Here is an 11,624-nt window from a genome sequence, read left to right as displayed (position 1 = left end):
GGTATACAATGATTGAAGTTAAATCCATCAGCAAAAGTTTTAAAGTCTCCAAAAGAAGTGCAGGGATTTATTCGGCAATAAAGTCTTTATTTAATCCCAAATACTCAATTGTTAAAGCCTTAGATGATGTTTCCTTTAATATAGGTGAAGGTGAAATCGTTGGTTACATAGGCCCCAATGGAGCAGGGAAATCCACCACCATTAAAATCATAAGTGGTATTTTAGTTCCTGATAAGGGAAAGTGTGATATTCTAGGAGTTACCCCCTGGAAAAACAGAATAGAACATGTTAAAAATATAGGTGTTGTCTTTGGTCAAAGGTCTCAGCTTTGGTGGGATGTTCCCGTTATTGACTCCTATAACTTATTAAAGGATATCTACAAAATACCTGATAAAGATTTTAAAGATAATATAGAATTATTAACATCTACTTTAGATTTATCATCTATTCTCACCACTCCAGTTAGACAATTAAGTCTAGGTCAAAGAATGAGATGTGAAATTGCAGCTTCTTTACTACATAATCCTAAAATATTGTTTTTGGATGAACCCACCATAGGTCTTGATGCAGTTTCTAAGATTGCAGTTCGTAACTTTATAAAAACCATAAATAAAGAAAAAAATGTTACCGTTATACTTACTACCCATGATATGAGTGATATTGAAGCATTAGCTGAAAGGATTATCTTGATAGGTAAAGGAAAGATTTTACTCGATGGTACATTAACTAATCTTAAAAACAAATTTGCCACCCACAAAACTCTTACCGTAGATTTTAAAGAAAGTAATAAAGATATAAATATCGATGGAACTACCCTTTTATATAAATCTAAGGAAAGACTTACTCTGTCTGTAGACTTAAGTAAAGTGAAGGTATCTAAAGTCATAAGTTTATTATCAAAGGAAGTAGATATCCTAGATTTAAGTGTTGATAGTAGACCCATAGAAGAAATCATCATTGAATTATATAAGGAGTATCAAATATGAAGTCCTATTACTCACTATTTAAAATGAGACTAATTAAGGGACTCCAATATAGGATTGCAGCTTTAGCAGGTATTGCCACTCAATTTTTCTGGGGCTTCATGTTTATAATGATATATCAAGCCTTCTATAATAGTACTTCTAATCCCCAACCAATATCGTTAAATCAACTAATTCAAATGATATGGCTACAACAAAGCTTCTTAGCATTTATAATGCTTTGGCTTAGGGATAAAGAACTAGCAAATCTTATAACCAGCGGTAATATCGCCTATGAACTTTGTCGTCCAACTAATATATATAACCTTTGGTATGCTAAACTCATCGCCCAAAGATTATCAGCTGCTATACTTAAATCTTCCCCAATATTAATAGTAGCTTTTTTATTGCCAGAACCATATAATTTTTCTTTACCACCTAGCTTTTCAACATTTGTTCTATTTTTTATAACTTTAATACTAGGACTAGTATTAATTGTAGGAATCTCTATGCTAATATATATTTCAATATTTTATACAATGTCCCCTGTTGGTTCTACTATGTTAATTGGTTTAATTGGAGAGTTTTTTGCGGGTATGTTACTCCCCGTTCCCTTGATGCCAAATATGCTAAAAAAGGTAGCATATATTCTCCCCTTTAGGTATGCTTCAGATTTACCCTTTAGAATATATGCTGGTAACATAGGCATTAAAGAAGCTATAATTAGTATCGTAGTACAACTTTTATGGATAGTTATTATTGTTGGTCTAGGTAAGGTTTGGATGAATAAAGCTTTAAAAAGAGTCGTGGTTCAAGGAGGTTAGTATATGAAACTATATTTTAAATATGTATCTATATTATTTAAAAGTCAAATGGAATACAGAACTTCTTTTATTTTACTTTCAATAGGCCAATTCTTTGTTCCATTTTTAACTTTTATATCAATATTTTTATTATTTCAGCGTTTTTCTAATATAGCTGGATGGTCTTTATATGAAGTTAGTTTATGTTATGCAGTGACCCATATAGGATTTTCCCTAAGCGAATGCTTCGTTAGGGGATTTGATTCCTTTTCATCTTTAGTTATAAACGGTGACTTTGATAGAATACTAGTAAGGCCTAGGACAACTATCCTGCAAGTCCTCGGTTCTAAATTTGAATTTACAAGGGTAGGTCGACTTAGCCAAAGTCTTATAGTTTTAGTTTTTTCTATAATAAATTTAAATTTAGATTGGGATGTTTATAAAGTTGTAACACTATTATTGATGATATTAAGTGGAATATTTATATTTTCAGGTATATATATGATAGGGGCTACCTTATGTTTTTGGACCATAGAAGGAATAGAAGTTATAAATATATTTACCGATGGTGGTAGGGAGATATCCCAATATCCATTAAGTATATATAAAGATTGGATAAAGAAGTTTTTTACATATGTCATCCCCTTTGGAACGGTAAATTATTTGCCCCTTATGTTTATCTTAGATAAGATAGATGGCAATAAATTTATGTATATGATTAGTCCAGTACTTGGAATGCTTTTTATAATTCCATGTGTTTTAATATGGTGTTTTGGAGTAAAACATTATAAATCTACAGGATCATAAAAAGCATAAAACCCATGCTTTACAATTTTAAATTATAAATTTTAAATTATAAATTAAAAGACACTATCAAAAAAGCTATAGAAATATTCTTATAAAAAAATACCAATTTATATAACTGTACTTTTGTTACTATTAAAAAATGTGATTAACCAATTAAATTGGTTAATCACATTTTTATTTCATCCCTGAAATTATAGATAAAATTCCCATAATAATTATTAACACAGTAGTTAACTTTTCAAATATTTCCTCTTTCACTTTATTACCTAACTTAATCCCTAATAATACACCTACGATTAATGCCGGTAATAAATATCCCGTATACTCCATAACTTCTCCATTTATAAGTCCTTTATAGGTAAAGGTAATTACAGTCATAATATTTAACACCCAAAAATATGCAGTTAATGTAGCTCTAAAGGTTTGCTTTTTAACTCCTTGATTAGTTAAAAATAAAATAACAGGTGGTCCACTTAAGCTAACACTCCCATTTAATAATCCACTAAAAAATCCTATAGGTATGTAAGCTATTTTCTCATTTTTAACTTTAACCTTATATCCAAAATAAAATGCAATAGCGGATATTGTAACTATTATACCGACACTGATTTTTAACAAACTTTCACTTACATTTATCAGTAGATTAGCACCTATTGGAGTAGCTATAAAAGAAGATATTATCATTATATATATTTTCTTTAAGTTTATATCCTTTCTTACATTATAAAGAATCATTGAGTTCATTATTAAACTATATACCACTAGCATAGGAACAACTAATTTTAAGGGCATAAATAATCCCAACAGTGGTAATGAAAATAATGAAAAACCAAAGCTAGTTACCCCTTGTATAAATCCTGCCGAAAATATAACCACTAATCCTGCTATAATTATTAATATTTCCTGTGACATTATCCTATCACCTCCTAGTTGTGATGTTCACTATGTCATTTTATCATAATACTAGGGAAAAAGTATAAATAAATTAGAGGGACTAAATATATTTAGTCCCTCTAATTTATTATATAACTTCTTGTTCTAACGGATAAACACTTACCTGTTTTTTCTTTTTTCCCTTATGCTCAAACTTTACAATGCCATCTATTACAGCAAATAGTGTATCATCTCCACCCCTTTTAACATTATTTCCTGGATGGATTTTAGTACCTCTTTGTCTTACTAAAATGTTTCCACCTAGAACAAATTGTCCGTCGGCCCTTTTAACTCCTAGTCTTTTTGACTTACTGTCTCGACCATTTTTTGTACTTCCTCCTGCCTTTTTATGGGCGAATAATTGTAAATTTATCTTTATCATTATTAACTTCCTCCTATATATTAAGAATATTTTTATAAGATATCAATCTATCATTGATAATAATTATCATTTACTTATAACTAATACCCTTATATATAAAAGTAAATCAAAAAATAACTAGGTATATTATGGAATATTTAGCTGCTTGCAGTGGCTGCTGCTGAGCTTGCTGCTATTGCTCCAATCATAGCGGCATTTTGTGCTTGTATTATGGTTTCAATGGTTGTACTAAGTCCTGTTTCTATTATCTCTTTATCTTTTATCTTACTTTTAACTACTACGCCTGTTGAAACCATCAAGTTTATATCTTTCATATATTTAAAGCCTTTCTGGTTATTAAGTTTTGTAAGCAATTCTTTTATATTTTGAATTTCTGTTGACACTTCACTATTTATGAGAGCTATAAGACCTATTTGTGGATAGCTCCTTCTCTTTATCTTTATTTCCTTATCTATCATTTCGTCATAAATTCTGTTGCATCTATTAACTAAATCCTCATTATGTTCATCTTTTCCCAACATTAAAATATGGGATAAAAGTTGTAAATCGTTACCCTTTTTAAAATTAGATTCTGATAAATCTTTATAGAACCTTTCTACTTCTTCCATTAGGATATCATTACTTTTATCAAACTTTGATAGTAATACAGCTAAAGGATAATCTCCCTGGGATGTTAAGAAAAAATGATTACTTTTCATACCTTTATAAACCTCTAAGGACTTTTCTATCCTCGATTCTATATTTTCATTATCATTAACAGTAGTCATAAGGGCTAGTGCTGCTATTGACGTATAGGTCCCTTTTTTAAATCCTCCTTCCACCAATTTATCATAATAATTAATAAGTTCATCAAATTTACCCTTTGGATTTTCAAATTTACTAATTAACATTGCCGCCATGGCATATTTTTGATGAGATCTTAATGGAGAAAATAGTCCTACATTGTCCTTTATATAGTTACTTACATCTATCAGTTCATCTAAATCGAATTCTTTATCATTAATTATATATACAGATGCCACCATAGCTATAATTTCTTTTTGTAATTTCCATTTTAACTTTTCATATAACTGATTGTATATGTTTAACTGGTCATTAAACCTTTTTTCTAAAGATTGATTTAACATTTAAATATTTACCCCCTTCTTAGCCTTATAACTTTTTTGTCAAGTTAATTATACCCTTTATACTATTTTATCATATAATTTACCTTCATTTTTTATCTATTATTATATTTAAAGGTATTAAAATAGGGTGGATTTAAATCCACCCTATTTTACCCTAGGACAATGCCTCTGCATTAAATCCTACTTCCATCCTATTTATTCTTCAAAGTTATTTTCAATATATTTTTCAGCTTGAACAGCAGCCAAAGCTCCATCTGCATTGGCAGTTACAACTTGTCTTAGTGTTTTAACCCTAACATCTCCCGCTGCAAATACTCCAGGTATATTTGTATTCATATTTTCATCAGTTTTAATATATCCCCATTCAGTATCCAATACATCTTTAATTAACTCTGATTGTGGTTGATATCCTATAAATACGAATACTCCAAAAGTTCCATCCTCTTCATCAGCTACATACTCAGTTCTTTCACCAGTTTCACGGTTTTCTAGTGTCATAGCTTCTAGGATTCCGTCACCTTTTAATTCTTTTATTTCTGTATTCCACATTATTTCAACTTTATCATTTTTAAATACTTTTTCTTGAATAGATTTAGCACATGTTAATTCAGGGTCTCTAGAAAGGATTGTTACTTTTCTGGCAAATTTAGTTAAAAACATTGCTTCTTCAACTGCTGAGTCTCCACCACCTACAACAAAAACTTCCATTTCTTCAAAGAAAGCTCCATCACATGTAGCACAGTAGGATACCCCTTTACCTGTAAGTTCTTTTTCTCCTGGGATACCTAATAATCTTGGTTTAGCCCCTGTAGCCACTATTACTGCCTTAGCTTTATAAGTTTCTTTTTTACCCTTTAATACTTTGATTTTATCTTCCAGTTCCACCTCTGTTATTTCGTCAAATACTCTTTCTGCACCAAACTCATCAACTTGCTCAACTGCTCTAGCTATAAGTGATGGTCCACTTGCATCCCTTATGGAACTTGGAACATTGGCAACTTCCTCTGTTGTAGCAATCTGTCCCCCGGTTTTAGCCTTTTCAATAACTATAGTCTTTAAAGTAGCCCTTCCAGCATACAATCCAGCAGCAAGACCTGCAGGACCTGCACCGATTATGGCAACATCATAAATATTTTCCATCTATAACACTCCTTTATTATCTTTAGTCACCATATTATTCTTTCTCATTTCTCATAAAAGTTAAATATTAAAACTATACATATTTTTCATTTATTATTTAGATTATATAAACTTTTTTTGCTTTTATGGCATATAGTGAAAATAATTTATATAATTTTATTATTTTTTTACATACTGTGACTAGTTATCTTGGTTTTGTAATCTTATATGCCATATTATCAATAGTTTGTTTAGTTTTTATAATCCAGTTATTTAATATTTATGGGAAGTTTATAATTTAGTTGTCAATATATTTTCATTGTGTTTTCTGAAGAAAACGTTTATTTATTAGATTTTATTAAAGTATCTTTCTTGTGGAATTGTTACAAAAACTTAAAAGCTATACCCAAAGGGTATAGCTCTTGTCTATTCATATTCCTTAAATATTTTTCTTAGATACCAGCTTTCTGCTTCCATGGCTTTTTCATATACAGTCTTTCCATCCGATGTTTTTACGTGGGGGTTTGCACCTGCCTTTAATAATATCCTAGACATTTCACAGTTATTCATAACTAATACCTCTTCAATAGGGTATCTTCCCTTTGAATCCTCCTTATTTATATCTACTTTTCCACTTTCTATTATTGTTTTTACTAAATCTATATCATTTTGAAATACTGCTTTATTTAATTGGTCTATTGTGTACTCTTCATTAGATTCTTCTCCATCTACTAATGATTTATTTATTTCTTTTTTTTCTTCAGCAAGCTCCATCTTTGCTTGGGCTAACTCTCTTTTTTGTTCAGCTATTTCTCTCTTTGCTTCAGCTATTTCTTCTAACTCTTCATCTATGTCCTTCTTCATATTTTCCAGGTACTCTTCTTTAGATACTGTTTTATTTTCCCTTTCCCCATTATATACTTTAAAAATCTCTTTTAAATAGAAGCTATTCTGCTCCATAACTTTTTCATACACAGTCTTTTCATCTGATGTCTTTACATGGGGGTTTGCCCCTGCCTTTAATAATATCCTAGACATCTCACAATTATTCATAACTAACACTTCTTCAATAGGGTATCTTCCCTTTGAGTTTTTCTTATTTATATCTACCTTTCCACTCTTTATTATTGTTTTTACTAAATCTATATCGTTTATTATCACTGCCTTATTTAATTGGTCTATTGTGTATTCTTTATTGGATTCTTCTTTATCTACTTTGGGATTATTATCTAAATTCCCATATTCATTGGCACTACTTGGATTTGTTAAAAATACTATTCCTAAAAATAATATTGATATAATTGAAGCTATAGACAACCTATACTTACTTTTATTAAATATTTTAATCATATTTATCCTCCTTTTTAATTGAGATTTATATCCTATCATACTGGCCATACCCATGGTTTTGACATAATGTTTTGAATTTTCTATAAGTCGTATTATAGTAAGACCATAACTTTTATATTCTTTCTTATCTATATAAGAAAGTGCTAAACCATCACAAACTATCTCACAGTCCTGACGCATTTTATAAAAACCATACCATATTATAGGATTAAACCAATGAATTATCTGCAAAACACTTATTAGACAAGACACAAAAATGTCTCGTCTTTTAAAATGACTTAATTCATGGAGTATTATATACTCCAGTTCTTTATTTGAAAGCTCCTTATCTATATCTATTGGTAGTAATATACTAGGAGTAACTATCCCGAAGATTACAGGACTGTCTGCTTTTTTTGTATGATATATACCTATGTGTCTTTTTATATTCATCTTTCTTTTACAACTTTCAAATATTTTAATTATATTATTCCCCGGTATATACCTCTGGTTTTTAATATTTTTCCATAACTTTATACTTGATTTTAACATTTTAATTCCAAATAAAATAACCCCTATAACCCAAAGTATAAACAAATAAAAAGTTTTATTATATTTAAATTTGTCTTCGTTCGTATTAGATACATTATTGTTTTGATATATTGTTTTATCCTTATTTTTATATAAAATATAATTATTTCCTTGATGTGTAGTTGATATTTGTTCCTCTCTAGCAGGTGTAGGTTTGTTATTAGTGAATAAATTAAAGACACTCATTTGACTTTCAGGAGCATAGGGCATAATTAGTCTTATTATAATTAAAAACCATATATAGTAATGCCACTTGATGCTTAGTTTTCCCTTAAACAAAATTTTAAATAGTAATATTACTCCCACTATGAAACTGACTTTAATAGATGTATTTAAAATCCAGTTTAAAAATATTTCATAATTAACCATAATCTACACCTCTTTAATCCTTTTTCTCATCAAGGATATCTTTAAGCTCTTCTATGTCTTCTTTAGATAAATCCTCTATTTCCAAGAAATTGGCAAACATGGCCTTCAAACCACCATCATACACTTTTTTTAAAAACGATCTACTCTCTGACCTTATAAACTTTTCTTTTTTAACTAATGGATAGTAATAATATGTCCTGTTTTTATCATCAAAACCTATGGCTTTTTTCTTTACTAGTCTTCTAATTAGAGTTTTTATAGTCGTAGGTTTCCATTTTGTATTTTGTGACAGTCTTTCTATAATTTCGCTAGATGTGGATGGAGATTGCTCCCAAAGTAGTTTCATTACTTCCCATTCTGAGTCAGATATCTTAGGTAATGTATCCACAACTTCACCTCCCTAACTACACTTGTAATCTACTTATAGTTTACATCTGTAGTCTTGATTTGTCAATATGTTTTTGGCAATTTTTTTTAAAAATGTTTTTAAAATTATAAAATTATAATACCGGTTCATTATATAAAATACTAAATATTCACCTGACAAAATATCATTTATTTTAATAGCCTTTGAACCTGTCTATTTTTTCTATCTCTTTTTCCTATCTTAATTTCATATTTCAATAGCTTGTCCTTCTTTATTCTATTAAAATAAAGTTTTTGCTCCTCACATTTTAAATTTTATAGTCTAGATAATTTTTTCTATCAACCACATACCTTTAAAAAATCGTTAATAACATATTTATATTTCTCATCATTAAATAATAACTCAACTCCCAGTGAACATAGGCTAGATACCCTTGATTGAGTTATATTTCCAAAGTAACCACAGACCGTCTTAATCTTATAATCACAAAATCTAACCATAAGCAGCATGCTTATTGCTTTAGCTTCAGTTATATCTCTAACATACTTCATTTTTATTTTATTTTTATCTTCACCTATGTACTCTCCAATAAATGCAATCACATCATCTGGTCCTATATCCTTAGCTATAATACTCTTCTCGCTTTTGTATTCACATTTCTGATTTATAAATCCATATTCTGCTTCAAGCTGTTCTTCCTCGTCTTTAGAATTTGGTACAAGCATAAAATCTAGATATTCCTTTATAGCTTTCTTCTTATCTTCTTTACTATATAACTTTAATATGAAGTCACAGTCTAATATCTCGAATCTATCATTCACATCTCCCATATATATTGGAGCACTGGAGTAGGGATATTGAAAAACTTTATTGGACCACTTTTTTAGCTTTCTAGGATTTTTATGAATATACTTTGATGCTTGAAGTATATAGTTGTCATCATCTATTATTTCACTTCTAAATCTATCTCCAAATACATGGCCTCTTCTACCATATTTTCTATTATAGTACTTAGCATAAGATAAGTTTAGACCGTGCATAACCCTGCTTATATCAGCGCCACTGGCATCTATAATCATATGGGCATGGTTATCCATTAGACAAAATGCATACAATTTAAATCCATATCTTTTTTTATACTTTTTTAATCTTAGCAAAAATTGATCCTTATCTTCATCGTCTTTAAATAATAAAATACCATCAACGCATCTAATCATCACATGATAAATAGAAAAATTTGTTTTTAATCTAAAAGGTCTTGGCATGACAATACCCCTTTCACTAATATATTTTAAATTAATTATTAGCTTAAGGGGTATTTTTTATACATGAGTTTCACTTTTTTTCACTGAACCGGTTTTAAGTTTTTGCTTATGGCATTAATCTGTATTTATCCCTGGGGAATAATGTCGTCTCCCTTATGTTTTCATATCCTAAAAGTTTGGCTGTTAACCTTTCAAGTCCTATTGCCAATCCCCCGTGGGGTGGCATACCGTATTTGAATACTGACATATATCCTTCATAGTCATCAGGGTTAAGACCTTTATTTATCATTGCCCCTTTTAGTTGATTATAATTGTGTATCCTCATTCCCCCTGTTGTTACCTCTAGTCCCCTAAATATTAAGTCGAAACTATGGGTTTTACCATTGGGAGCAGGCGTTGTGTACATGGGTCTTTTCTCCTTTGGATAATGGGTAAGGAAAACAAAGTCTGAATTATATTTTTCCTTAACATATTTTGATATTAACTTTTCCCCTTCAGGGTCAATATCATATTTAAGATCAGTCTTATTGTGATTTTCCTTTAATATTTCTATAGCTTTAGAAAGTTCCATCTTCACTATTTCCCCTTCTATCTTAGGCATTTTCACTTCTAGCATTTCCAATTCCTTGCTACGGATTTCATTAACATAATTTATTATATACTTAAGAAGTCTTGTTTCTAGCTCCATTATCTCATACTCATCTTCGATAAATCCCATTTCTAAGTCTAGACTAATATATTCATTAATATGTCTTTTAGTATCATGACTTTCAGCCCTATATACATGGCCTATTTCAAAAACCCTTTCATATCCTGCTCCCACCATCATTTGTTTGTAAAATTGGGGACTCTGGGCAAGATATGCCTCTTTATCAAAATATTTGACTTTGAAAAGCTCAGTACCCCCTTCTGTACCTTCAGCAACAATTTTGGGAGTAAATACTTCTGTAAAGCCTTCCTTGACTAAAAATTTTGAAAAACCATGGGCAATGGCCTGCTGTATTTTAAATATAGCATTTATCCTAGGATTTCTAAGGCTTAAAACCCTATTATTTAATATAACATCTAAGTTAGCTTCTACCTTATCTTTATTAATCTCAATTGGTAAGTCTTCATTTACCTTTGATATAACTTTTAATTCTGTTACTTGGATCTCAGCTCCTACTTCAGAAGATTTATTTTCTACAACATCTCCACAAATTTTAACAACACTTTCAAGTTTTAGCCCCTTTATATTTATCTCCTTAGTATTTACCACACATTGGACAACACCACTTCTATCCCTTATTAATAAAAATGCGATTTTACCTAATTCTCTTATTCTGTGTATCCACCCTTTTATTATAACCTGATTATCAATATTTTCATTTAATTCTCTAACCAATGTTCTTTTCATAATGTTAACCTCCCTATATTATTTAAATAAATATAAAAAGGACGTCCTTATATATAGAGTAGGAGGTAGATAATTAATTTATCTACCGGCCTCTCACACCACCGTACGTACCGTTCGGTATACGGCGGTTCACTAAGACAATCTGAATTTTTCATACTGTGAAGATAAACTTGT

Annotated in this window: 11 protein-coding genes; 3 read left to right on the top strand and 8 right to left on the bottom strand. The window is 29.9% G+C overall.

Going from position 1 to position 11,624, the window contains the following annotated elements; all coding sequences use genetic code 11:
• Positions 1–8 precede the first annotated feature (8 nt).
• From V6137_RS16375 to V6137_RS16365, 3 genes are read left to right on the top strand one after another with little or no spacing between them, the layout of a single operon-like run.
• Positions 9–986, top strand: coding sequence for an ABC transporter ATP-binding protein (locus tag V6137_RS16375; RefSeq protein WP_425449039.1), 978 nt, complete (start codon positions 9–11; stop codon positions 984–986).
• The gene (locus V6137_RS16370; RefSeq protein ID WP_425449038.1) at positions 983–1,786 is read left to right on the top strand and encodes an ABC transporter permease; all 804 of its coding nucleotides are present in this window, start codon (positions 983–985) and stop codon (positions 1,784–1,786) included. The genes V6137_RS16375 and V6137_RS16370 overlap by 4 nt, the downstream gene beginning before the upstream one ends.
• A 3-nt stretch (positions 1,787–1,789) precedes the next feature.
• Entirely contained in the window at positions 1,790–2,572 is a 783-nt protein-coding gene (locus V6137_RS16365) for an ABC transporter permease (protein ID WP_425449037.1), read from the top strand.
• Positions 2,573–2,746: 174 nt separating this feature from the next.
• On the opposite strand, the gene V6137_RS16360 is transcribed toward V6137_RS16365, so the two are convergent.
• The 8 genes from V6137_RS16360 to aspS form a co-directional block, all read right to left on the bottom strand.
• Positions 2,747–3,484, bottom strand: coding sequence for a sulfite exporter TauE/SafE family protein (locus tag V6137_RS16360; RefSeq protein ID WP_425449036.1), 738 nt, complete (start codon positions 3,482–3,484; stop codon positions 2,747–2,749).
• A gap of 109 nt (positions 3,485–3,593) precedes the next feature.
• Positions 3,594–3,887 (bottom strand): 50S ribosomal protein L27, encoded by a 294-nt coding sequence (rpmA, locus tag V6137_RS16355; protein WP_425449035.1) that lies wholly within the window; start codon positions 3,885–3,887, stop codon positions 3,594–3,596.
• 137 nt (positions 3,888–4,024) lie between these two features.
• A complete protein-coding gene (locus V6137_RS16350; protein WP_425449034.1) occupies positions 4,025–5,014 on the bottom strand; it encodes a DUF4003 family protein in 990 nt (329 codons plus the stop codon).
• Positions 5,015–5,209: 195 nt separating this feature from the next.
• Positions 5,210–6,154, bottom strand: coding sequence for a thioredoxin-disulfide reductase (gene trxB / locus V6137_RS16345; protein WP_425449033.1), 945 nt, complete (start codon positions 6,152–6,154; stop codon positions 5,210–5,212).
• A gap of 405 nt (positions 6,155–6,559) precedes the next feature.
• Positions 6,560–8,422, bottom strand: a complete 1,863-nt coding sequence (locus tag V6137_RS16340; protein ID WP_425449032.1) for a M56 family metallopeptidase — start codon at positions 8,420–8,422, stop codon at positions 6,560–6,562.
• A gap of 13 nt (positions 8,423–8,435) precedes the next feature.
• Positions 8,436–8,810 carry a BlaI/MecI/CopY family transcriptional regulator gene (locus V6137_RS16335; protein ID WP_425449031.1) on the bottom strand — a complete coding sequence of 125 codons (375 nt, stop codon included), beginning with the start codon at positions 8,808–8,810 and terminating at the stop codon, positions 8,436–8,438.
• Between the two features lie 317 nt (positions 8,811–9,127).
• Positions 9,128–10,054: a transposase gene (locus V6137_RS16330; RefSeq protein WP_425449030.1), complete on the bottom strand. Its 927-nt coding sequence runs from the start codon at positions 10,052–10,054 to the stop codon at positions 9,128–9,130.
• Between the two features lie 106 nt (positions 10,055–10,160).
• Positions 10,161–11,450, bottom strand: coding sequence for an aspartate--tRNA(Asn) ligase (gene aspS / locus V6137_RS16325; protein WP_425449029.1), 1,290 nt, complete (start codon positions 11,448–11,450; stop codon positions 10,161–10,163).
• Positions 11,451–11,624: the final 174 nt, after the last annotated feature.

This window comes from Dethiothermospora halolimnae, from assembly GCF_037577855.1.
In the GTDB taxonomy this organism is placed as follows: domain Bacteria; phylum Bacillota; class Clostridia; order Tissierellales; family VENL01; genus Dethiothermospora; species Dethiothermospora halolimnae.
Note: the sequence above shows the minus strand (reverse complement) of the source record. Positions and strands in the feature narration are given on the sequence as shown.

Bases quoted from the DNA above. Each gene is read 5' to 3' on its own strand.
- V6137_RS16375 (WP_425449039.1), top strand. From the start codon at position 9: ATGATTGAAGTTAAATCCATCAGCAAAAGTTTTAAAGTCTCCAAAAGA.
- V6137_RS16370 (WP_425449038.1), top strand. From the start codon at position 983: ATGAAGTCCTATTACTCACTATTTAAAATGAGACTAATTAAGGGACTC.
- V6137_RS16365 (WP_425449037.1), top strand. From the start codon at position 1,790: ATGAAACTATATTTTAAATATGTATCTATATTATTTAAAAGTCAAATG.
- V6137_RS16360 (WP_425449036.1), bottom strand. From the start codon at position 3,484: ATGTCACAGGAAATATTAATAATTATAGCAGGATTAGTGGTTATATTT.
- rpmA (WP_425449035.1), bottom strand. From the start codon at position 3,887: ATGATAAAGATAAATTTACAATTATTCGCCCATAAAAAGGCAGGAGGA.
- V6137_RS16350 (WP_425449034.1), bottom strand. From the start codon at position 5,014: ATGTTAAATCAATCTTTAGAAAAAAGGTTTAATGACCAGTTAAACATA.
- trxB (WP_425449033.1), bottom strand. From the start codon at position 6,154: ATGGAAAATATTTATGATGTTGCCATAATCGGTGCAGGTCCTGCAGGT.
- V6137_RS16340 (WP_425449032.1), bottom strand. From the start codon at position 8,422: ATGGTTAATTATGAAATATTTTTAAACTGGATTTTAAATACATCTATT.
- V6137_RS16330 (WP_425449030.1), bottom strand. From the start codon at position 10,054: ATGCCAAGACCTTTTAGATTAAAAACAAATTTTTCTATTTATCATGTG.
- aspS (WP_425449029.1), bottom strand. From the start codon at position 11,450: ATGAAAAGAACATTGGTTAGAGAATTAAATGAAAATATTGATAATCAG.